This window comes from Stenotrophomonas sp. PS02301, assembly GCF_029959485.1.
Taxonomy (GTDB): Bacteria; Pseudomonadota; Gammaproteobacteria; order Xanthomonadales; family Xanthomonadaceae; genus Stenotrophomonas; species Stenotrophomonas maltophilia_Z.
Window position 1 is genome coordinate 1 of the sequence record NZ_JASCOO010000020.1, and the last position, 23,544, is coordinate 23,544.

The window sequence follows — 23,544 nt, forward strand, 5'->3', positions numbered from 1 at the left end:
GCCGGGGGCGGGGCCGCGCCCCCGGCGCGGGGGGGGGCCCGGGCCCGGGGCCAGGATGCGGGCCCGGCGCCGGGCGCGGGCCCGGGCCGGGATGCGGGGCGGGGCCAGGCCCCGGCGGGTGCGGGGTGAATCCACCGCCGCCGTGGGGCATGCCACCCCCGCCGAAGCCGCCGGCATGGGCGATCGAGGGGTGGGCAAAGCCGCGCAGCCCGGGGCGCGCCCCGGCATCGGCAGGCAGCAGTGCGGCGCCGAGCATCAGTGTCATCAGGGCCGGGGCCAGCGCGGCGCGCAGGCAAGCGGAACGGTCCATGCTCAGTTCTCCCCGTCAGTGGTCTGTACGGCCAGCGCGACCGGTACGAACACGATCTTCGTCGCACCCTTGGGATCGAACGCCAGCTCTTTGGCGGTCACCGTGCGCCGCGTATCCCAGTTCAACGTAGCCTGGTAGGTGGGCAACGCGGGATCGCTGTGGCTGGTGATCGCCAGCTGGCGGGGCAGGTGGGTCGTGTCGGAAATCCAGACCTGCCAATCCACCCCGGGTTGCCGGAAGGCGTAGTGCTGGGTGGCCTCGCCCCCGATGCGGGCGCTGCCGATGCGCAGCGCGGACTGCAGCTGATCGGTCGGAAACGCCGGCGTGCCCCACAGGAACAGATCGGCCAGCGGCAACTCGATGCCATAGGTCGTCGCCGATTCGGTCAACAACGCCTGGCTGCTCTTGTTCAGGCCCTCCAGCGTGGCGTAGTACTTCAGCCGCGGCGAGTAGATCGTCAGCGCTTTGCCGTCGTAGAACAGCTGGCGGTGCTGGTCCTCGCTCTGTATCTCCACGAAGAAGTGGTCCGGCCCCAGCACCCGGTACGCCACGGTGCCGGGCAGGGCGATCTTCTGGCCGTCGTCGAGCACATACTCGGTGCTGGTGGTGGCGTTGAGGGTGAAGTGCGGCAGCGCGCGCAGGGCCGCGCCCATGCGCGTGAGCGCCTGTACGGCCTGGGGATCAACGCTTACGGCCTGGGCATCAACGCTGGCCGCTGCGGGCTGCGCCGCAAGCGGAGGAGGAAGCAGGAGCAGCGGTCCGGCCAGGACCAGCGCCAACAGCAGGCCCGATGAGGTGCGCGGCATGACAGTCTCCAGAGTGTCGTCGGTGGGGCGCGCGACGGGCCGACCCTGCTGACACTCTGCGCACCGCCCACGCGGCGGACAACCGGAGTTACACGGTAACGCGCTAGGTATTTATACGCAGGCACCGGCCAGCGGCCGGCGGCTGTGCAGGGGCATCATGGTGTCCGGGGGGAGGCCGGTCCGCCGGCGGCGATCCAGGCGTCCACGGCCTGGCTGACCACTGTCATGGGCATGGCCCCGTTGCCCAGGATCAGGTCGTGGAATGCACGGATGTCGAAGCGGTCGCCCAGCTCCCGGCGTGCCTGCTCGCGCAGTTCCAGCAGCCGCAGTTGGCCCATCTTGTAGGAGGCGGCCTGACCCGGCTGCACCAGGTAGCGGTAGACCTCGATACGCACATCCGCCGGGGTCATGCCGGTCTTGTCCTGCATGTAGGCGATGGCCTGCTCGGGCGTCCATCGTTTGCGATGCAGGCCGGTGTCTACCACCAGCCGCACCGAGCGGAACATCTCGGCCTGCAGGCGGCCCAGATCACCGGCGGGGTCGTCGCGGTACACACCGGTCTCGGCCATCAGCTGCTCGGCGTACAGCGCCCAGCCTTCGCTGAACGCACTCGGGTTGAGGCTGCGGCGCAGCATCGGCAGCTCGGTCAGGGTCTGGCCGATCGAGATCTGGAAATGATGCCCCGGCGCGCCCTCGTGATAGGTGAGGGTGGGAATGCTCCAACGCGTATTGGAGGTGATGTCGCCCAGGTTGATGAAGAACGTGCCCGGCCGCGAGCCGTCCATCGCCGGTGGGTAGTAGTAGCCGCCGGGCGAGGTGGCCTGCATGTGCGCAGGGACCGGCTGCACCAGCAGCTTCTGCGTCGGCAGGTGGCCGAAGTAGGTGGGCAGGATCGGATCGAGAGCGCGCAGGCGCTGTTCGATGTCGCCGATCAGCTGCCTGCGGCCAGCGTCGCTGTCCTCATACAGGTAGCGCGGGTCCTTGCGCAGCTGTTCGATGCGGGCGGCCACGCTGCCCTCGCGCAGGCCCAGCTGCTTCAGGCGGTCATCCATCGCCGTGTCCAGCCGCGCCACTTCGCGCAGGCCGATCTGGTGGATGGCATCGGCATCCAGATCGGTGCTGGTGTACCAGCGCAGGGCGGCATCGTAGTAGGCCTTGCCCTCGGGCAGTGCCCACACGCCGTTGTTGCCGGGATGGGTCGCCAACGTGGCCTGCACGTTGTCGAGCAGGCGTTGATAGCCCGGGTTCACCGCGTCCCGCACCGCGGCGGTGGCCTGCGCGATCAGTTCAGCACGACGGGCCGCCGGGATGGACGGCACCTTGTCCAGCTTGCGCTGCAACGACAGCACCCACAGGCTGTCCTGCGGCGCCGGTTTCAGCAGTACACGGTACTGGTTGGCCGCGCCTTCCAGCGCAACCGCCGGCGGCACCACGCCCTGTTGGGCCTGCATGTCGACGTTGGCGCGGACCTGGTCCAGCTTGGTGCCCATCGCGTGCAGCCGTTCAATATAGCGGCGGGCGCTGGTCTCGTCGGTCACCGCGTGCTGGTTGTCCATGAACTGTGGCAGGTTGACCGGCAGGCTGAACAACTGGTCGATCGCGTAGGTGCTGCCGCCGACCGGCAACCACGCCGCGGCCCATGGCACGGCCATCAGATCGATCTGGGTCTGGTAGAACCAGCGTGCCAGGCCGTCGCTCAGGCGTTGCTGTGGGTCCAGCGGCGCGCCTTTCCAGGCACGGATCTGCGCCAGGTTGTCGACAAGAAAGCGGCGGTTGACCTCGCGCCGGGCCAGCGAGACGTCGGTCAGCTGGCCGGACAGATCACCGCTGGCATCGTCGCTGATGCCGAGCATGGTGCGCAGTTCCGGATCGGCGTTGATCGCAGCCATCGTCTGCGCATCGAGCAGGGCGTTGAACGAGGCGGTGGCCGGTGTGCTCACCGTGGACGGCGCCTGCGCATGTGCATCGGCTCGCGGCAGCAGCAGTGCGCCTGCGATGGCCAGTGCGAGCAGGACAGGGACACGGCGGGCAGGCGAGGTCGTAATCACAGGGCGATCTCCGTTGGCGGCAGGCTGCGGGCAGGCTACGCCTGCACGGGTGCGGCTGCACCTGCGGATCGTCATGTCTGCGCAGGCGGGCAGATGCGGGCAGCGTGCAGGCACTGCCGGCCGCGCACGGTTGGCTATCTGGATATGCCCGGAAGTAAGGACATCGGTGCGGCGCCGTTGGCTGCGCCGAATGAAATCAGTGACTTGCCCCGCACTCGTTACCCACCTGCGCACCGGGGCGCGAATGCACGCGTCCGCACCGATTGACGCTCTGCAACAAGTTTGCAACATGTCCCGCAGGGTCACCTGGGGACGTGTCTTGCCTGCTTCGAATCTGCCACGGCGATGTCGCCGCTGACGTACCGCCTGCGCTGTTCCATCGTCTTCTTCGGGCGTGATGCCCGATCTCTTCGGAGTTGTCATGAATCCTCGCGCCACCGTGCTGCGACGTCGCCGTCTGTCCGTCGCCGTGCTTGCCAGCCTGTTCACCACCGTTCCGGTCCATGCTCAGACCGTGGCAAGTGCGCCGGCGGTCACCCAGCTCGACCAGCTCACCGTCCTCGGCAACCGCACCCAGGCCCGCACCGTGCTCGAATCGCCGGTGCCGATCGATGTGCTGAGCGCGCAGGACATCCGCAGCAGCGGCTACACCGATATCAGCCAGATCCTGCAGTCGCTGTTGCCCTCGTTCAATTTCCCGCACCCGACCACCCCGGATGGCAACACCCACATCCGCTCGGCGACGCTGCGCGGGCTGTCGCCGGACCAGACCCTGGTGCTGGTCAACGGCAAGCGGCGGCATGCCAGTGCGTGGGTCAACACCGGCGGCACGGTGGGCAAGGGCGCGGTCTCGACCGATCTCAATGCGATCCCGGTGAGTGCGATCGAGCGGATCGAAGTGCTGCGTGATGGCGCGTCTGCCCAATACGGTTCCGATGCGATTGCCGGGGTGATCAACATCGTGCTGCGCGAGGATGCGGGCGTTGAAGGGCGGGTCAGCCGCGGCACCACCCGCGACGGCGGTGGTGGCACCACGGCCGTCGCCCTGGACACCGGCGTGGCCTTTGCCGACGGCGGCGGCCTGCACCTGACCTGGGACTATCGTGACCGCAAGGCCGCCAACCGCGCCTTGCCCGATACCCGTCAGCAGTACTTCGGGATCGGCCGCAACGGTGCACCGGTGGCGCCGTCGGGCACCTTCGGCTCCGGTACCGGCCTGGCCCCGATCGGGGGCGCGGCGGCGGGTGCAGTGGCCGACCCACGCGAAGCCAGCATCGACCGCGATGCGCTGTGGCGCTTCGCCGACTCGGCCGACACCGTGGAAAAGACCGTGTTCGGCAACCTGCGCAAGCCGCTCGCCTGGGCGGAAGGATGGGAGGCGTATGCGTTCAGCGGCTACGGGGTAAGCGAGGGCAGTTCCAACGCCTCCCTGCGCCGCGCTGGCCAGGTCGAGAACGTGCGCGCGATCTACCCGGACGGGTTCCTGCCGTGGGTCGATACCCAGAGCACCAACGCCTCGCTCGGCGCAGGCATCAAAGGTCTGCTCGGCGACTGGCACTGGGACCTGAGCAGCGTCTACGGCCGCAACAAGCTGGTCTACCGCACCCGCAACACGCTCAACGCCACGCTGGGTGCGGCCAGCCCCACCGCGTTCTACAACGGTGCGCTGGAGGCCTCGCAGTGGACCACCAATCTGGATGCGAACAACAGCATCGAGCTGGGCTGGCACGCACCGCTGCGGCTGGCGATCGGGGCGGAGTTCCGCCGCGATACCTACGGCATTTCGCCCGGCGAGCTGAACTCCTACGTCTGGGGGCCGGCGCGGGTGCTTGATGGCCCCTCGGCCGGCGCGGTGCCGACGATCGGCTCGCAGGGCTTCGCGGGCATCCAGCCGGCGGACGCCGGCAACCATCACCGTCACAACGTCTCGGCCTACGCCGAAGCGGAAACCGATGTGACGGATCGCTTCCTGGTCTCGCTGGCCGGGCGCTGGGAGGACTACAGCGATTTCGGCAGTACCACCAACGGCAAGCTGGCCCTGCGCTACCAGCTCGACGGCGGGGTGGCGGTGCGCGCCTCGGTCAGTACCGGCTTCCATGCGCCGGCCTTGGCCCAGCAGTACTTCAGTTCGACCAGCAGCCGCACGCTGAACAACGCGGTGACCGGGGTGCCCGAGTACGTGCTGGTGCGCACCGCACCGGTGGATACGGTGGAAGCCCGTGCCCTGGGGGCGCGCTCGCTGGAGCCGGAGCAGGCGACGAATGTCACGGCGGGCCTCACCTGGGGCATCGGCGGGCTGAGCGCGTCGGTGGATGTGTACCGGATCGACATCGACGACCGGATCTTTCTTTCCAGCAACTTCGTCGATGCGGCCGGGTCCACCGCGATCCGTGACTACCTGGCCGCACTGGGCTCACCGGGCGTGACCAGCGTGCGCTACTTCAGTAACGCCGCCGATACCCGCACCACCGGCGTGGACGCTTCCGCGCGCTACCGTTGGGAGCTGGCGGACTATGGCAGGCTCACCGCGACCGTGGCGTACAACCGCAACAAGACCGAGCTGACCCATGTCGCCTCGACCCCGGCGCAGCTGACCGCGCTCGGCGTGCGCACGCCGTTGTTCGATGTCACCGAGCGCACCCGGGTGGAGAAAGGCCAGCCGCGCGACAACCTGACCCTCGCGCTGGGCTGGGATGTCGGCCGCTGGGGCCTCCACCTGGGCACGCACCGCTATGGCGAGATCGAAGGCGTGGCGGCGACCAACCAGAGCGCGGCCAATGTCGCCGCCTTTGCGCAGGGCTCGACCCGTTTCCGCACGCTGCCGACCGAAGCGGGTAGTGCTGGCAATGTCGATGTGATCCAGAAGCTGGAGGCGCGCTGGGTCACCGATCTGGACATTGCCTTCCGTGCGACCGAGACGGTGACGTTGGTGCTGGGCGCCAACAATCTGTTCAATACCTATCCCACCCGCAACATCGCCACCACCCCGCAGGTCTCCGGCGCGGATACCTTTGGCGTGTTCCCGTACAGCGAGCTGTCGCCGTTCGGTTGGAGTGGCACCTACTACTACGCACGCCTGGAGGCCCGTTTCCAATGACCCGTTCCACCACTGCAGGCCACCTGCCTGCCGATCCGCAGCGCCGCTACTGGCTGCGTGCCGGGCTGACCAGTGCCGCAGCGGTCGCGCTGGCGCCGGCCGCTGGATCCGCTGCACCGGCCGCTCCGGCAGGCGTGACGGCCGCCGGGAGCCCCACGGACCTGCTGCGGCTGGACCTCAATGAAAGCAGCTACGGCCCGTCACCTCGGGTCGGGCCCGCGGTACAGCGCGCGCTGGCGGAGGCACCGCGGTATGTCAGCGCCGCGCAGCTGCAGGCGTTGCAGAGCCAGATCGCGACGCTGGAAGGGGTCGCGTCCGAACAGGTCATCGTCGGTGAAGTGCTCGAAGCATTGGGCCAGCATCTTGCGCTGAGCCAGGGCGCGGGTGGGTTCATCTACAGCGTGCCCGGGTATGGCGCCCTGGTGGATGCGGCCAGGCCCTTTGGCGGCCGGGCGGTGGAAGTGCCGTTGAACGCGCGGCTGGAGAATGATCTGCCCGCATTGCTGGCGGCGATCGCGCCGGATACCCGCGCGCTGTTCGTGGTCAATCCGCACAACCCGTCCGGCACGCTGAGCCCCGGGGCCGAGTTCGATCGTTTCGTGAGCGCCGCGCAGGCGCGCACGCTGGTGATCGTCGACGAGGCGTACCTCGACTACCGCGAGGATGCTGCCACGTTGAGCGCGGTGCGCCTGCTGCGGCAGGGCCAGAACGTGGTGGTGTTCCGCACGCTGGGCAAGATCCATGCCCTGGCCGGGCTGCAGGTCGGGTATGCGCTGGTGCCTGCGGCGCTCGCCGGGGCACTGCGCCAGCGCGGCGTCGGCGGCGCGCACGCGCAGAACCAGTTGTCGTTGGCCGCTGCCTCGGCGGCACTCGCCGATCCCGCCCACGTGGCCCAGGTCCGGCGCAGCGTGGCGGCGGAGCGGCGGCACTGGCAGCAGGTGCTGAGCGGGCTGCGCCTGCGCTCGACCGAAGCGGCCGGCAATTTCGTGTTCGTCGATACCGGGCACCCCCATGCAGCCGTCGCCGCCGGGCTCCTGCAACAGGGCGTGCGCATCGCCCGTGTGTTCGCCCCGTATGACACCTGGGTGCGGATCACCGTCGGCACGCCGGCGGAGAACCGGCGTGCGCAGCAGGCATTGCGCAGCGTGCTCGCCCAGCTGGGCAAGGCCCAGGGTGGGGCGGCGGCGTAGACGCTGCCCGACGCGCCGTCAGCCGCCGATGCGCTCGAAGCCATCCGCGCTCCAGTCCTCACTGCCTACACCGTGATGGATCACGAACAGGCCCTGCGGATCGTAGCGGCGCTTGGCGGCCTGCAGCCGGGGGTAGTTCGGCCCCCAGAACGCCTGCTGCCAGTCCTTCTGGAAGTAGTCGCTCTCTGAAACATAGGCCGGGGCCGAGGGCGCCACCACGCTCAGGGCCTGGTAGGCGCGCGCCACGTTCAAGGCGCCCCGGCGTGCCCGGGGCTCATCCACCGTGCGCCCCAGGCCCGGATACACCGGCCCGCTGGCATTGCCGATGATCGCCAGCGCGAAGGCGTCCAGCACGGCCGGATGGGTGGCCGTGTCGCGGCTGGCGGCCAGCGCCGCCGCCGGCGCACCGAACAGGCCCTTGTTGCAGTGCAGGCCGACATCCATGTGATCGGCGGCCGCACAGATCGCGGCGGCCGCCTGCTCACGCTGCGCATCGTCCAACAGCCCCGACGGCAGCCACGCCGATGCGTAGCCATGCAGGAACCAGCCGACCTGGCCCTGGTCGCCCTTCCACAGCATGTGCCGTGAGGAGGCGCCGTCGCGGGTGTCCTCGGCGATGAGGGCAGGGGCGTGCCGGCGGAAGAAGTCCGCGTCCCAGAAGTCTCTGGCCGGCATCGCCAGTGCCTGCAAGGGTTCGGTGATCGTGTACACCGGTCGGGCGCGGACCCAGTCCAGGAACGGCGTCCAGGTCGCTTCGGCCGCGTCGCGCGACAGACCCTGGAACACCATCGAGATCGACAGCCGGCGCGTGTCCTTGAAGGTGAACTGCTCACCCCAGTGCGGGTTGCACAGCGTGTCGCGGTAGAAGCGGAGCATCTCCACCGCCAGTGCCTGCCAGCTGGCGTCGTCGCTGGCCTGGATCTGGCAGGAGACGCCGCCGAAGGTGTCGGGCAGGTCATGGGTCCGCAGCGTCATCCGGGTGACGATGCCGAAACTCGCCGCGCAGCCGCCCTTCAAGGCCCAGAACAGGTCCGGGTCGTTGTCGGCGTTGACGGTGCGGATCTGCCCGTCGGCGGTGACGATCTCGGCTTCGAGCAGGCTGGCCGCGGCCGTGCCATGCGCTTTGGAGAAACTGCCGAAGCCGCCGCCGGTGACCAGGCCGGTCACGCCCACCGAGGTACAGCCGCCGCCCTGGACATAGCGCCCACCGCGGGTGGTGACCGCATCGTAGGCATCGATCCACATCGCCCCGGCGCCTACGTTGACCGCCGGCTGCGGCGCCGTGCCCGCGCGGGCGTTGTGGGCGACGAAAGCATCGTGCAGCTCGACCTGGTTCATCGCGCGGGTCCAGACCAGCAGCGAATCCGGCGCGCAGGAGGTGCCGTGATAGCTGTGCCCGCCGCCTTTGACCACCAGCCGCAGGCGGTGGGTGCGGGCGAAGTTCACCGCCGCGGCCACATCGGCGCTGTTGGCGGCGGCCACCACCTTCGCGCTGGGCACTGACCGCCACGCGCCGAAGTAACCACTGGTCTGGGTGAGCGCGGGCGCATCGCCGAGGAAGAATGGATTCTGCAGCTGCTCCAGCGCGGCGGCGCGGGTGGCGGCGTCAGCGAGGAAGGGGGACTGCGGCACCGACAGCCGACCGCCGACGGCACGCGACAATCGGTCCCACTCGGCGGCAGCGGGCCACCCCGCAGCGCCCGGGCGGACCCTCGCACGCGTCGCTGCGAAGGCAGGGCCGGCCTTGAGCAGCATCGGCAGCAGCGGCAGGGTCAGCCCGGCCTTGAGGCAATCGCGTCGTTTCATGAGGGTCGTTCCTGCGGCAGCAGCGTGGTCGATGCCAGCGAGTGTGTTCCCGCAGAGGCCTGCCGGCCCTGGCCTGGGGCCGGATGTCGGTGATCAAGGGACGAGTGGCGGGGGCTCGGGGGCGGGCGGCGCCAGCCGCAGACACGTCGGTCCCGCGCCGATTGACGCATGCCCGACGCGGCTTACCCTAGGCTGGTTCCATTGCGCTCGCGGCCGTCGCTGGGCGAGTGCCCCACGACATCCGGATCCATGCCCACCTCGAACGACCCCGCCTCCGGCGCACTGGCCACCTTCACCCCGGCCACGCGCGATTGGTTCACGGCAGCCTTCGCTGCGCCCACGCCAGTGCAGGACCATGCCTGGGCGGCGATCAGCGCCGGCCAGCACACCCTGGTCATCGCGCCGACCGGCTCGGGCAAGACCCTGGCCGCGTTCCTGCACGCGATCGACCAGCTGTTCCGCAGCGGTGAGCAGCAGGGCGGTGGGCGGCCGGCGACGGCGACGCCGACGCCCACCAAGCGCGGCACCCGTGTGCTGTATCTCTCGCCGATCAAGGCGCTCGGCGCCGATGTCGAGCGCAACCTGCAGAGGCCCCTGCAGGGGGTGAGTGCCGAACGCGAGCGGCGCGGCGATCCGGCGGTCACCCTGTCCGTCGCGATCCGGACCGGCGACACCACCCCGGCGGAGCGGGCGCGGCTGCTGCGGCGTCCGCCCGACATCCTGATCACCACGCCCGAATCGCTGTTCCTGATGCTCACCTCGCAGGCGCGCGAGACGTTGCGCGAGGTGCATACCGTCATCATCGATGAAATCCATGCGGTGGCCGGCAGCAAGCGCGGCACCCATCTGGCGTTGAGTCTGGAACGGCTGGATGCGCTGCTGCAGGTGCCCGCGCAGCGCATCGGGCTCTCGGCCACGGTGCGCCCGGTGGAGGAGGTCGCGCGGTTCCTCGGCGGCGACCGTCCGGTCAGCGTGGTCCATCCACCGTCGCAGCGGGCGCTGGAGGTCCGGATCGTGGTGCCGGTCGAGGACATGGCCGACATTCCGCCGCATCCCGCGACCGCCGATGCACCCGCGTCCGCCGGCCGGGTCGGCTCGATCTGGCCGCATGTGGAGGCCAGCATCCTGGACCAGGTGCTGGCGCGACGTTCGACGATCGTGTTCGCCAACTCACGGGGCGTGGCCGAAAAGCTGACTGCCCGGTTGAATGAACTGCATGCCGACCGTGTCGCCCGTGGCCAGCTCCCGGCGCTTGCATCGATAGCGGCGGCTGCCCCCGAGCACTACGGGTCGTTCAACGGCGGCACCGCCGGGCGGGCCGCCGGAGCGGACGCGCTGATCGCCCGGTCGCACCATGGTTCGGTCTCCAAGGAACAGCGCCGCGAGATCGAACAGGCGCTCAAGGCCGGCGAGCTGCGCTGTGTCGTGGCCACCTCCAGCCTGGAGCTGGGCATCGACATGGGGCTGGTCGATCTGGTGATCCAGGTCGCCGCGCCGCCTTCGGTCGCCAGCGCGCTGCAGCGGGTGGGGCGGGCCAGCCATCAGGTCGGGGGCATCTCCACCGGCCTGGTCTACCCACGCACACGGCGCGACCTGATCGATGCGTCCGTGGCGGTGGAGCGCATGCTGGCCGGTGAGATCGAAGCGATCGATCCGCCGCGCAACCCGCTGGACGTACTGGCCCAGCAGACAGTGGCCGCGGCGGCGATGGAGACACTGGACGTGGACGCCTGGTATGCGCGCGTACGGCGTGCCGCGCCGTACCGTTCGCTGCCGCGCAGCGCGTTCGATGCCACCCTGGACATGCTGGCCGGGCGTTATCCCTCCGATGATTTCGCCGGCTTCCGCCCGCGGCTGGTCTGGAACCGCGAGACCGGTGCGCTGAGCGCGCGGCCGGGCGCGAAACAGCTGGCGGTCACCAGCGGTGGCACCATCCCGGACCGCGGCATGTTCGGTGTGGTACTTCCGGAAGGCGAGGAGCGTGCCGGGTCGCGCCGGGTCGGTGAGCTCGATGAGGAGATGGTCCACGAATCACGGGTCAACGATGTGATCACCTTGGGCGCCACCTCGTGGCGGATCGAGCAGATCACCCATGACCAGGTCGTGGTGACTCCCGCACCGGGGCGTTCGGCCCGCTTGCCGTTCTGGCGCGGCGAGGGCGTGGGCCGCCCGGCTGAACTGGGCGAGGCGGTGGGTGCCTTCATCGGTGCGCTGGATGCCGGTGTCGCCGAAGCGGGCATGCCGGCCGGGCTGCGGGAACGGCTGCAGGCCTGCGGATTGGCGGACAACGCGATCACCAACATCGCCGGCCTGCTGGCCGAACAGCGTGAGGCCACCGGCGTGCTGCCCACCGACCGCACGCTGGTGCTGGAGCGCTGCCGCGATGAGGCCGGTGACTGGCGGCTGATGCTGCATTCCCCCTATGGGCGGCGCGTACACGATCCCTGGGCGCTGGCGGTGGCCGCACGCATCCGCGAACGCTGGGGCGTGGATCCGGCGGTGGTCGCCAGCGACGACGGCATCATCGCGCGGCTGCCCGACGCGGAGGGGCGCCTGCCGGGCGCGGAGCTGTTCCTGTTCGAGCCCGAGCGGCTGCGCAGCGACGTGACACGCGCCGTGGGCGGCTCGGCCCTGTTCGCCGCGCGCTTCCGCGAATGTGCCGCACGCGCACTGTTATTGCCGCGGCGCACGCCGGGTCGTCGCTCGCCGCTGTGGCAGCAGCGCCTGCGCGCTGGTGAACTGCTGGCCATCGCGCAGGGCTATCCCGAGTTCCCGATCCTGATCGAGACCGCACGTGATTGCCTGCAGGACGTCTACGATCTCGATGCGCTGGGGGCGCTGATGCAACGGCTCACCGACGGCCGCGTGGCAATCGCCGATGTCACCACCGAGGTGCCGTCGCCGTTCGCGGCGAACCTGCTGTTCGGCTACGTCGCCGAGTTCATGTACGGCACCGATGTGCCACTGGCCGAGCGACGCGCGTCGGTGCTGTCACTGGACAGCGGCTTGCTGGGGGATCTGCTCGGCCAGGTCGATCTGGGCGAACTGCTGGATGCGGCCGTGGTGGAGCAGGTGGGCAGCGAGCTGCAGCGCCTGGCGCCCGACCGCCGTGCGCGCGGCAAGGAAGGGGCGGCCGATCTGCTGCGCGAACTGGGCCCGCTCACCGATGAGGCGATGGTGCTGCGGTGGGTCGATGACGATCCTGCCGGGCATCTGCATGATCTCGCTGCGGAGCGGCGTGCGATCCAGGTCCAGATCGCCGGCCGCCTGCACTGGGCGGCCATCGAAGATGCCGCGCGCCTGCGCGATGCGCTGGGGGTCACCCTCCCACGCGGCATCCCCGAGACCTTCCTGCAGGCCTCATCGGACCCGCTGGGCGAGCTGCTGGGCCGGTATGCGCGTACCCATGCGCCGTTCACCACGGCCGAGGTGGCGGCCGCGTTCGGAGTGGGCGTGGCCGTGGCCGATGCGGCACTCACGCAGCTGGAAACGCAGGGCAAGCTGCTCAAGGGTCGTTTCGGTGTGGCGCGTCGCGATGCCGAGGCCGTCGGCGCAGCCGCCGAGCCGGCGCCGCTGGCCCGTCACGAATGGGTGGGTGAGGCGGTGTTCCGTCGGCTGCGGGTGCGCTCGCTGCAGGCGGCACGCGAGGCGACCCGGCCGGTCACGCGCGACGCCTATGCCCTGTTGTTGCTGGAGCGGCATGGGCTGCTGGCCGATGCCGAACAGGCTGCACGTGGCATCACTCACCGCGGGCCGGGTGCGCTGGAGGGCATCGACGGCGTGCTGCGCGTGGTGGACCTGCTGGCTGGTGTGGCGCTGCCGGCCTCGGTGTGGGAACAGCAGATCCTGCCTGCGCGCGTGGTCGATTACGCGCCGGCGATGCTCGATGAGCTGCTCGCTACGGGCACCGTGGTGTGGGCCGGGCACGGGCGGCTTGGCGAGGAGGATGGCCTGGTCTCGCTGCACCTGCAGGAATTCGCGGCAGAAACGCTGCCCGCGCTTGCGGTGGCAACCGCGCTGTCGCCCCTGCAGGACGCGCTGCTGCAGGTGTTGGCCGACGGGGGGGCGTACTTCGCGCGCCAGCTGGCCACCGCGGTGGGCACGCACGGGGCGCGGGCCGGCAACCCGCCCATGGAGATCACCGCCGCGCAGCTGCACGATGCCTTGTGGGGCCTGGCCTGGTCGGGGCACCTGACCACGGATCTGTGGGCGCCGCTGCGCGGCATGGCCGGGGCCCGCGCGCCACGGCCGCGGGTCGCGCGCGCCTCCCGGCGCGGGCGACGCATCCGTGGCATCCCGATGCACGACACGCCCTTGGCCGACGGCGCGCCGGCCGTGATCGCCAGCTTTGCGGCCCCCGCGCTGGCCGGACGCTGGTCGCTGTTGCAGCGTGAGGCGATCAGTGACACGGCGCGCGCGGTGGCGCTGGCCGAGGGGCTGCTGGACCGGCACGGCATCGTGACCCGCGGCGCCGCGATGGCCGAAGGGATCGCCGGCGGCTTCCCGGCGCTGCAACAGGTGTATCGCGGCATGGAGGATGCGGGCCGGGTGCTGCGCGGGCGCTTCGTGGACGGGCTGGGCGGGGCCCAGTTCGCCGATCGCCTGATCGTGGATCGGCTGCGTGGCGTCGCCGAGGCCCTGCGGCCCGGTGCTGGCGAGGTGGCGATCGGGCTGTCCGCAGTGGACCCGGCCAACCCGTTCGGTACCGTGGTGCCCTGGCCGGTGCACGGCTCGGCGGTCCGGCCGGTGCGACGTGCCGGCGCCGTGGTGGTGATCGGCGGTGGGCGTCTGTTGATGTACCTGGCCCAGGGGGGGCGCCAGCTGCTGACGTTCTTCGATGCGGACGATGTGTCCCTGGCCGGCACGACGGCTGCCGCGGCGCAGGCGCTGGTCGGTGCACTGCGGCGGGGGCGGCGGATCTCGTTCACGGTGGAGCTGATCAACGATGCGCCGGCGCGGCGCGATGGGACGATGGACGCACTGCGGGCCGCCGGGTTCTCCAGCGCGCCCAAAGGCATCAGCTGGGAAGGATGAGCAGGGAGAGGCGAAGACTTACTGATGCGATCTAAGTAGAAACACGCTGGCCGCCATCGCGACCCACACCGACTATTGAGCACCACCGTCGTCGGAGAAGTGCATGGCCAGCTCATCCGCAAAGAACAAGCCCGGTTCATCCGCAAAGAAGCCCAACATCCTCGTCATCTGGGGAGACGACATCGGCATCTCCAACCTGAGCTGCTACTCGCGCGGGTTGATGGGCTACCAGACCCCGAACATCGACCGGCTGGCCAATGAGGGCATGCTGTTCACCGACTCGTACGGTGAGCAGTCCTGTACCGCCGGCCGGTCCTCCTTCATCACCGGGCAGAGCGTGCTGCGTACCGGTCTGTCGAAGGTGGGCATTCCGGGCGCGCCGGTCGGCATGAACGAGAAGATCGTCACCATTGCCGCGCTGCTGAAGAACGAGGGCTATACCACCGGGCAGTTCGGCAAGAACCACCTTGGCGATCTGAACCACATGCTGCCCACCAACCATGGGTTCGATGAGTTCTACGGCAACCTCTACCACCTCAATGCCGAAGAAGAGCCGGAGATGTACGACTACTTCCCCAAGGACGAGTTCGGGGATTTCATCGAGACCATCAAGCCGCGCGGGGTGATCCACAGTTTCGCCACCGACAAAGATGACAGCACCGACCAGAAGCGCTGGGGCAAGGTAGGCAAGCAGAAGATCGAGGATACCGGCCCGCTGGACCGCAAGCGCATGCTGACCTGCGATGACGACTTCGCCGAGCGCGCCAAGGGCTTCATCAAGAAGGCGAACGACGACGACACGCCGTTCTTCGTCTGGGTCAACTTCACCCACATGCACCTGTATACGCACACCAAGGAAGAGAGCAAGGGCCAGGCCGGGCGTTGGCAGTCGCCGTACCACGACACCATGGTCGACCACGACAAGAACGTGGGCTCGCTGCTCGATTACCTCGACGAACTGGGCATCGCCGAAGACACCCTGGTGGTGTACTCCACCGACAACGGGCCGCACCGCAATTCGTGGCCGGATGGCGGCATGACGCCGTTCCGCAGTGAGAAGGACACCAACTGGGAAGGCGCGTTCCGGATTCCGCTGGTGGTGCGTTACCCGGGCAGGATCAAGCCGGGCTCGGTGTCCAACGAGATCGTCCAGCACCATGACTGGCTGCCGACCTTCCTGGAACTGGCGGGCAACAAGGGCGTGGTCAACGACCTCAAGAAAGGGGTCAAGGCGATCGGGCGCACCTACAAGAACCACATCGACGGCGTCAGCCTGCTGCCGTATCTCACCGGCAAGGAGGAAAAGTCGCCGCGCAAGCTGTTCGTCTACATCTCCGATGATGGCGACATGCTCGGCATCCGCTACGACAACTGGAAGGTGACGTTCATCGAGCAGCGCTGCAAGGGCACCATGCAGCTGTGGGGCGAACCGTTCACGGTCATGCGCATTCCCAAGATCTACAACCTGCGCACCGATCCGTACGAGTTCGCGGATGTGACCTCCAATACCTATTGGGACTGGTACATCAACCACGTCTACATCGTGTACGGGGCGATCGCGCTGCTCACGAAATTCAACGAGACGTTCGTGGACTTCCCCAAGATCCAGAAGCCGAACACGTTCACGGCCGACCAGGCCGTGGAGAAGCTGCAGGAAGCAGTGACGGGCAAGTAGCGGCTGCGGCCATCGCGTGGAAGGATCGACGAACGGGGGGGCGGAATGTCCCCCCATTCGCGTGCCCGTTCCGTCAGGCGGCCTCGGAGGCTGCCTGTTCGTGGGTCGGGGCGTACGCCGGGTAATCGACGTAGCCGGCCGCGCCGCCGCCATAGAACGTTTCGCGATCGGCAGGGGCCAACGGCCAGCCATGCTGCAGGCGTGCCACCAGGTCCGGGTTGCTGATGAAGGCAGTGCCGAAGGCCGCCAGGTCGATCAGGCCCGCATCGATCAGCTGCTCGGCGCGCTCGCGGGTCATGCCGCCGGCGAGGATGAGTGCGGTCCCGGGCAGATGCGGCTTGAGCGTGCGCAGCAGGCCACTGAAGCCCGAATCGCCGGCACCATCGACCGACTTCTGGCCGACCTTGAAACCGGACTGGTCCATCAGGTGCACATACGCCAGGCCGCGCTGCCCGATGGCCTGGATCAGGGCGGTGTAGGTCGCGTCGATCTCCGGGTACAGCGGCATGTCGAACAGCTGGCCATAGGGCGACAGACGGATCGCGGTGCGCGACGCGCCGATGCGGGCGACCACCGCGTCGATCACCTCCAGCGTGAAGCGCAGGCGGTTGTCGAGCGTCTGCGGACCATACGCGTCGGTCCGATCATTCACGAGCGGGTTGATGAACTGCTCATGCAGGTAGCCGTTGGCGCCGTGGATCTCCACGCCGTCGAAGCCGGCCTCGATGGCATTGGCGGCCGCCTGTGCGAAGTCGGCCACGATGCGCGGGATCTCATCGGTCTGAAGCTGGCGAGGCGCCGGTGAGGCGACCAGCGCGGGCGTGCCGGTGTCGTCATAGCCGAACGCCTGCGCGCCGACCGGCAGCTTCGAACTGGCGCTGACCGGACGCGCAGCGTCGGCCTGGATGGTCGGGTGGGAGACGCGACCGACATGCCAGAGCTGGGCGAACATGCGGCTGCCCAGGGCATGGACCGAATCGGTGGTCAGGCGCCAGCCGGCGATCTGCTCGGCCGTGAAGATGCCGGGATTGAACAGATAGCCTTGGCCCTCGCGGGAAATGGGGGTGCCCTCGCTTACGATCAGGCCGGCGGTGGCACGCTGGGCGTAGTACAGCGCCGTTCGTTCATCGGCGGCATCCTGCGGGGCGCGTGCACGGGTCAGCGGGGCCATGACCACGCGGTTGCGCAGCGGGATGCCCGCGAGGTCGAACGTATTGAAAAGGGAGCTCATGGGGGTTCCTGAGGGTGCGAGGGGGAGGGGCGTGGCGGGTCCGCCATGCGTTCCCCTCATCGTATGGGCGTGCGATATCGGCCACAATGCGGTCATTCGGCAAATGACTATTGCTGAAACAGCAATCAGGTTCCCAAGGCGCCCACCATGCAGCTCAAAGCCCTCCGCTATTTCCTCACCGTCGCCGCCACCGGCAGCTTCCTGGCCACGGCGCGCCAGTACCGGGTGCCAGCCTCATCGGTGTCGCGCTTCATCGCGGCGCTTGAACAGGACGTGGGGCACCAGCTGTTCTACCGGAGCACCCGGGCGGTGCGGTTGACCGAGGCGGGCGAGCAGTTCCACCAGCAGGTGCGCGACGCCGTGGATCTGCTCGATGACGCGGTCGGGCAGCTGGAAGGCCGCGACGCCGCGCTGCGCGGCCTGATCCGCATCAACGCCCCCGAGTCGCTGGGGCGGCTGCACATCGCGCACATCGTCAACACGTTGCAGGCGCGGTATCCCGAGCTGATCGTCGAGCTGACCCTGACCGACACGCTGATCGATCCCGTCCAGGAAGGCGTGGATATCATCATCCGGGTCGGGCTGCTGATGGATTCGGGCCTGATCGGCAAGGTCATCGCGCCCCACCGCAACATCCTCGCCGCCAGCCCGGCCTACCTTGCCGCGCATGGCACGCCGGTGGTGCCGGAGGATCTGCTGCAGCATCAATGCCTGGTCTACAAAGGGCAGCTCGGCATCCAGAAGTGGTATTTCCGTTCCTCGCCGGAGGTACCGTTCAAAGCGGTGAACGTGACCGGCCCCCTGCGCAGCAACAATGCCGAAGCGCTGCTGGCGGCAGCCATTGCAGGGCGTGGCGTGGTGCTGTTCCCCACCTGGCTGTTCAACGCGGAAATGCTGCGTGGCGGCAGCATGGTCACGCTGCTCGGCGACTGGGAGTTTTCCCCGCAATCCGAACGGGTGTATCTGCAGCTGCTCTCGCCGGAAAACAGACTGCGCTCACGCAAGGTCCGCGAAGTGTCGGCCTTCCTCACCGAGGCGATCGGATCGCCGCCGTACTGGGATCGTGCTGATCCGTGAGCCATGGGCACCCCCATCACACCGGGGGTGGCAGGATCGGAAGAGATTCGCCCCCTCACCAGGAGACCACCATGGCTTCGACCGTTGTCCTGACCCGATCATGGGTCATCCATCCGTTCCACGCCGCTGTACTGGGCGGCGTGCTGCCGCTGTTCCTTGGCGCACTGCTGGCGGACTACGCATACTGGAGTTCGTACGAGATCCAGTGGGCCAACTTTGCGTCCTGGCTGCTGATCGGTGCGATGGTGATGACCACGCTGGCCCTGCTGTGCGGGATCGTTGGTCTGGTCCGTGGCAGTCGCAACCTCGCTTACGTGGTGATTCTGGCGGTGATATGGGGCGTGGGCTTCATCAACTGCCTGCACCATGCGCGCGACGCTTGGGCAGTGATGCCGGCGGGGCTGGTGCTCTCGGTGATCCTGACGGTGCTGGCGCTGGTCGCCACCTGGGTGGGCCTGTCCAGCCTGCGCGTGGGAGGTGTGCGATGAGCCGCCAGACGACGTTCCGCCTTCTTTCGGTGTCCGCGCTTGCGGTCGCACTCGCTGCCTGCAGCGGCAAGGCGCCCGAGCTGGAGCAGTATGGCGGCAACCCGGAGATGCCCAAGCCGCATCGCGGGTTGATGCCGGACATGACCATCGCCAAGCCGGCGCAGTGGGGCGACATGTTGCCGACGGTGCCGAAGGGCTACCGCATCTCGGCGATCGCCACCGATCTGGGCATTCCGCGGCAGACCCTGGTGCTGCCCAACGGCGATATTCTGGTCGCTGAAGGTCGTGGCGGCAGTGCGCCTGCCCTGAAGCCGAAGGATGTCATTGCCGGCAAGATCAAGGCCAAGGGCAACACGTCAGTCAAGAGCGGCAACCGCCTGACCCTGCTGCGCGACGCTGATGGCGACGGCACCTACGAACTGAAAACAGTCTTTGCCGACAAGCTCAACGCGCCGTATGGCCTGGCGATGATCGGCAATGCGATCTACGTGGCCAACCAGGATGCGGTGGTGCGCTTTGACTACCAGGAAGGCCAGACCAAGGCGAGCGGCGCACCGGTGAAGCTGACCGATCTGCCCGCGGCGATCAACCATCACTGGACCAAGGCGATGACCGCCAGTGCCGATGGCCGCTATCTGTACGTGGGTATCGGCTCCAACAGCAACATCACCGAACGCGGCATGGCGGTGGAGATCGATCGCGCGCGGATCTGGCAGATCGATGTGGCCACCGGCGCGCACAAGGATTACGCCACCGGTATCCGCAATCCCACCGCGCTGGCGATCCAGCCGGGCACCGGCACGCTGTGGGCGGTGGTCAACGAGCGCGATGAGATCGGCCCGAACCTGGTGCCCGATTACCTCACCTCGGTGAAGGAGGGCGGCTTCTATGGCTGGCCTTACAGCTACTGGGGCAAGAATGTGGATCGCCGGGTGATGCCGCAGAACCCGGAGAAGGTCGCCTCGGCGATCGCCCCGGATTACGCACTGGGCTCGCATGTGGCCGCACTGGGCGTGGCCTTCTCGTCCGAGGTGATGGGTACGCAGTTTGCCGATGGCGTGTTTGTGGGCGAGCACGGCAGCTGGAATCGCAATCCGCCGGTCGGCTACAAAGTCGTCTTCGTGCCCTTCAGCAATGGCCGTCCGGCCGGCGAGCCGATCGATTTCGTGAGCGGTTTCTTCGGCGAGGACGGCAAGACGCGCGGCCGCCCGGTAGGTGTCACGGTCGACCCGCGTGGTGCACTGATCGTTGCCGATGACCTCTCCAACACGATCTGGCGGGTCACCCACGACGGGACGCCCGCCCAGCCATAATCCTTAACGGGGACGGAGGGGATTAATAATTACCTCCGTCCCCGTTAAGAGGGGGCTTGACCTTCCCATGATGGGAATCTTTAGGGTGGCAGGTAACCTCACCCCAAGGACTGCCCCATGTCTTCTGTTGCTTCCCGGTCCGGCGCGCCGCTCAGCCGCCTGAGCCTGCCCATCGAGGGCATGACCTGCGCCTCCTGCGTGGGCCGGGTGGAGCGCGCGCTGACCGCCGTCCCCGGCGTGCAGACGGCGTCGGTCAACCTGGCCACCGAGCGGGCCGATCTCAGCTTCATCGGGGCGCCCGATCCTCAGGCGGCGGTCCGTGCCATCGAACGCGCCGGCTACACCGTGCGCGAAGCCACCACCGAACTGAGCATCGAAGGGATGACCTGCGCGTCCTGCGTTGGTCGCGTGGAGCGCGGCCTTGCGCAGCTGCCGGGCGTGATCGCGGCCAGCGTCAACCTGGCGACCGAACGGGCGCAGGTGCGTCATCTGGCCGGTACGGTCTCCGTCGCCGATCTGCTGGCTGCCGTGGAAAACGCCGGCTACACCGCGCGCGTTGCAGGCGTGAGCACGGCTGCGGCCGGTGATCAGGAGGAAGAACGCCGCGAAGGTGACGCCCGCGCGCTGCGCCGCTCCCTGTTGCTGGCGGCGCTGCTGACCCTGCCGGTGTTCATCCTGGAAATGGGCTCGCACCTTGTCCCGGCCATGCACCACTGGGTGATGCATACCGTTGGCCTGCAGACCAGCTGGTACCTGCAGTTCGCGCTGGCCACGCTGGTGCTGTTCGGGCCGGGCCTGCGCTTCTTCCGCAAAGGCGTGCCGGCACTGCTGCGCGGCGCCCCGGACATGAACTCGCTGGTCTCGCTCGGCACCGCGGCGGCCTATGGCTACTCGGTGGTCGCCACCTTCGCCCCGGGCGTGCTGCCGCCGGGCACCGCCAACGTTTACTTTGAAGCGGCGGTCGTCATCGTGACCCTGATCCTGCTCGGGCGAACGCTCGAGGCGCGGGCGAAGGGCCGTACCTCGCAGGCGATCAAGCGCCTGGTCGGGCTGCAGGCGCGGACTGCACGCGTGCAACGTGGCGGTGAGAACGTCGAGGTGCCGCTGGACGAGGTCACGCTCGGCGATGTCGTACTGGTCCGCCCGGGCGAGAAGGTGCCGGTGGACGGCGCGGTGGTGGAGGGGGCGTCCTATGTGGATGAGAGCATGATCACCGGCGAGCCGGTACCGGTGGCCAAGGCCGTGGGCGCCGAAGTTGTGGGCGGTACGCTCAACACCACCGGTGCCTTCAGTTTCCGTGTCACCCAGGTGGGCGGGGATACCGTGCTGGCCCAGATCATCCGTCTGGTCGAGCAGGCACAGGGCTCCAAGCTGCCGATCCAGGCGCTGGTCGACCGGGTCACCATGTGGTTCGTGCCGGCGGTGATGGCTGCAGCCGCGCTGACCTTCCTGGTGTGGCTGGTGTTCGGTCCGGCACCGGCGCTGACCTTTGCGCTGGTCAATGCGGTGGCGGTGCTGATCATTGCCTGCCCTTGTGCGATGGGCCTGGCCACGCCGACCTCGATCATGGTCGGCACCGGCCGCGCGGCGGAGCTGGGCGTGCTGTTCCGCAAGGGCGAGGCGCTGCAGGCACTGCGCGATGTGAGTGTGATCGCGCTGGACAAGACCGGTACGCTGACCAAGGGCCGTCCGGAACTGACCGACCTGGAGCCGGCCGATGGTTTCCAGGCCGATGAGGTGCTGGCGCTGGTCGCTGCGGTGGAAACCCGCTCGGAGCATCCCATCGCCGAGGCCATCGTGGCTGCCGCCAAAACGCGTGGGCTGGCACTGGCGCCCCTCGAGCGCTTCGAGGCGGTGCCCGGCTTCGGTGTGTCCGCGCAGGTCGGTGGCCGCACCGTGGCCGTCGGCGCGGACCGCTACATGACCCGGCTGGGTCTGGATGTGACCGCCTTCCGGCCCACCGCGCAGCGGCTCGGCGAGCAGGGCAGGAGCCCGCTGTATGCCACCATCGATGGGCGTCTGGCGGCGGTGATCGCCGTGGCCGACCCGATCAAGGAAAGCACCCCCGCGGCGATCCAGGCCCTGCACGCGCTGGGCCTGAAGGTGGCGATGATCACCGGTGACAACGCGGCCACGGCGGCGGCCATCGCGCGCCAGCTGGGCATCGATGAAGTGGCCGCCGAGGTGCTGCCCGATGGCAAGGTCGCCGCGCTCAAGCGTTTCCGTGCGGGTGGCGCCAAGGTGGCCTTCGTCGGTGACGGGATCAATGACGCACCGGCGCTGGCCGAGGCCGATGTCGGCCTGGCCATCGGTACCGGCACCGATGTGGCGATCGAGGCGGCCGACGTGGTGCTGATGTCCGGCGACCTGCGCGGCGTGCCCAACGCGATCGCCCTGAGCCAGGCGACGATCCGCAACATCAAGCAGAACCTGTTCTGGGCCTTCGCCTACAACGCGGTGCTGATCCCGGTGGCCGCTGGCCTGCTGTACCCGTTCAACGGCACGCTGCTCTCGCCGATCTTCGCCGCGGCGGCGATGGCATTGTCCAGTGTGTTCGTGCTCGGCAATGCGCTGCGGCTCAAGCGCTTCCATGCACCGATGCAGGCCGATACGCTGGGCACCGGCGTGGTGGAAAGTGAGATGAGGACCGGACGATGAATATCGGTGAAGCCGCGACGTTTTCGGGCGTGTCGGCAAAGATGATCCGCTATTACGAGCAGATCGGCCTGATCCCGCCGCCGGCGCGCTCGGAGGCGGGCTACCGGCACTACAGCCCGCAGGACGCACACAGCCTGCGCTTCATCCGCCGCGCGCGCGATCTCGGTTTTTCAGTCGAACAGATCGGCGAACTGCTGGTGCTGTGGCAGGACCGCGAGCGTGCCAGTGCCGACGTCAAGGCGGTGGCGCTGTCGCACGTGGGTGGGCTGAAGGCGAAGATCGCTGAGCTGCAGGCGATGGTGCAGACGCTGGAGCATCTGGCCGCGCACTGCCACGGCAATGACCGGCCGGATTGCCCGATCATCGCCGGCCTGGCCCAGCCCGTTTCCGCGCCGGCGGAGACCGCATCAGCCGGCAAGCCTCGCAAAACGCCGTTGTTCGGTGCGGATACGCCGGTGTCCTCGCGCGGGCGCGCGGCCCGCACGCCACAGTCCTGATCGACCCGGTGGCGTTCATGCCCTGCACAAAGGGCGCGGACGCGTTAAGGCCTTGACCTTGCCACGTTGTCATCCCCGACAGTGGGCTGACACCCACCACGGCGAGGTCGCCCGATGCATCGTTTCACCCTTCCCACCATGACCTGCGGCGGCTGCGCCCGCTCCGTCACCAAGGCCCTGCAGGGCGTTGATCCACACGCACGCATCGAGACCGATCCGCCCGCGCGCGAAGTACGCGTGGAGAGCGACCGCGAGCGGGCCGCCTTCCTGGCCGCGCTGGCCGATGCTGGATTCCCTGCCACGCCATGAGTTGG

The 23,544-nt window shown here is 68.7% G+C and carries 15 protein-coding genes; 10 read left to right on the top strand and 5 right to left on the bottom strand.

Features of this window, described 5'->3' with window-relative positions:
* The 3 genes from QMX81_RS07685 to QMX81_RS07695 form a co-directional block, all read right to left on the bottom strand.
* The coding region (locus tag QMX81_RS07685; RefSeq protein WP_282260253.1) for a hypothetical protein at positions 1 to 310 on the bottom strand (310 nt) is incomplete at its 3' end.
* Between the two features lie 2 nt (positions 311 to 312).
* A complete protein-coding gene (locus QMX81_RS07690) occupies positions 313 to 1,116 on the bottom strand; it encodes a DUF2092 domain-containing protein (protein ID WP_282260255.1) in 804 nt (267 codons plus the stop codon).
* 155 nt (positions 1,117 to 1,271) lie between these two features.
* Positions 1,272 to 3,164 carry a DUF885 domain-containing protein gene (locus QMX81_RS07695; protein ID WP_282260257.1) on the bottom strand — a complete coding sequence of 631 codons (1,893 nt, stop codon included), beginning with the start codon at positions 3,162 to 3,164 and terminating at the stop codon, positions 1,272 to 1,274.
* Between the two features lie 421 nt (positions 3,165 to 3,585).
* On the opposite strand from QMX81_RS07695, the gene QMX81_RS07700 reads away from it, so the two are divergent.
* Positions 3,586 to 6,261: a TonB-dependent receptor gene (locus QMX81_RS07700; protein ID WP_282260259.1), complete on the top strand. Its 2,676-nt coding sequence runs from the start codon at positions 3,586 to 3,588 to the stop codon at positions 6,259 to 6,261.
* On the top strand, positions 6,258 to 7,451 hold the full coding sequence (locus QMX81_RS07705) for a histidinol-phosphate transaminase (protein WP_282260262.1): 1,194 nt from the start codon (positions 6,258 to 6,260) through the stop codon (positions 7,449 to 7,451). Before QMX81_RS07700 ends, QMX81_RS07705 begins: the two co-directional genes overlap by 4 nt.
* A gap of 18 nt (positions 7,452 to 7,469) precedes the next feature.
* Here QMX81_RS07705 and QMX81_RS07710 read toward each other — a convergent pair whose 3' ends face one another.
* Positions 7,470 to 9,257 (bottom strand): FAD-binding protein, encoded by a 1,788-nt coding sequence (locus QMX81_RS07710; RefSeq protein WP_282260264.1) that lies wholly within the window; start codon positions 9,255 to 9,257, stop codon positions 7,470 to 7,472.
* A 249-nt stretch (positions 9,258 to 9,506) separates the two neighbouring features.
* On the opposite strand from QMX81_RS07710, the gene QMX81_RS07715 reads away from it, so the two are divergent.
* Both QMX81_RS07715 and QMX81_RS07720 read left to right on the top strand, forming a co-directional pair.
* Positions 9,507 to 14,291 (top strand): ATP-dependent helicase, encoded by a 4,785-nt coding sequence (locus QMX81_RS07715; RefSeq protein WP_282260266.1) that lies wholly within the window; start codon positions 9,507 to 9,509, stop codon positions 14,289 to 14,291.
* A 103-nt stretch (positions 14,292 to 14,394) separates the two neighbouring features.
* A complete protein-coding gene (locus QMX81_RS07720; RefSeq protein ID WP_282260268.1) occupies positions 14,395 to 15,966 on the top strand; it encodes an arylsulfatase in 1,572 nt (523 codons plus the stop codon).
* A 73-nt stretch (positions 15,967 to 16,039) separates the two neighbouring features.
* Here the strand turns inward: QMX81_RS07720 and QMX81_RS07725 are convergent, their stop codons facing one another.
* Entirely contained in the window at positions 16,040 to 17,197 is a 1,158-nt protein-coding gene (locus tag QMX81_RS07725; protein ID WP_282260270.1) for an alkene reductase, read from the bottom strand.
* A 147-nt stretch (positions 17,198 to 17,344) separates the two neighbouring features.
* Here QMX81_RS07725 and QMX81_RS07730 point away from each other — a divergent pair, with 147 nt between their 5' ends.
* The 6 genes from QMX81_RS07730 to QMX81_RS07755 all read left to right on the top strand — a co-directional run bounded on the left by QMX81_RS07730 (position 17,345) and on the right by QMX81_RS07755 (position 23,539).
* A complete protein-coding gene (locus QMX81_RS07730; RefSeq protein WP_152151371.1) occupies positions 17,345 to 18,274 on the top strand; it encodes a LysR family transcriptional regulator in 930 nt (309 codons plus the stop codon).
* A 71-nt stretch (positions 18,275 to 18,345) separates the two neighbouring features.
* Entirely contained in the window at positions 18,346 to 18,762 is a 417-nt protein-coding gene (locus QMX81_RS07735) for a DUF2231 domain-containing protein (protein WP_152151373.1), read from the top strand.
* On the top strand, positions 18,759 to 20,075 hold the full coding sequence (locus QMX81_RS07740) for a sorbosone dehydrogenase family protein (RefSeq protein ID WP_121036973.1): 1,317 nt from the start codon (positions 18,759 to 18,761) through the stop codon (positions 20,073 to 20,075). Before QMX81_RS07735 ends, QMX81_RS07740 begins: the two co-directional genes overlap by 4 nt.
* 117 nt (positions 20,076 to 20,192) lie before the next feature.
* Positions 20,193 to 22,733, top strand: a complete 2,541-nt coding sequence (locus QMX81_RS07745) for a heavy metal translocating P-type ATPase (protein ID WP_282260276.1) — start codon at positions 20,193 to 20,195, stop codon at positions 22,731 to 22,733.
* Positions 22,730 to 23,230 (top strand): Cu(I)-responsive transcriptional regulator, encoded by a 501-nt coding sequence (gene cueR / locus QMX81_RS07750; RefSeq protein WP_121036971.1) that lies wholly within the window; start codon positions 22,730 to 22,732, stop codon positions 23,228 to 23,230. Before QMX81_RS07745 ends, cueR begins: the two co-directional genes overlap by 4 nt.
* Before the next feature lie 114 nt (positions 23,231 to 23,344).
* On the top strand, positions 23,345 to 23,539 hold the full coding sequence (locus QMX81_RS07755) for a heavy-metal-associated domain-containing protein (RefSeq protein ID WP_070473916.1): 195 nt from the start codon (positions 23,345 to 23,347) through the stop codon (positions 23,537 to 23,539).
* Positions 23,540 to 23,544: the final 5 nt, after the last annotated feature.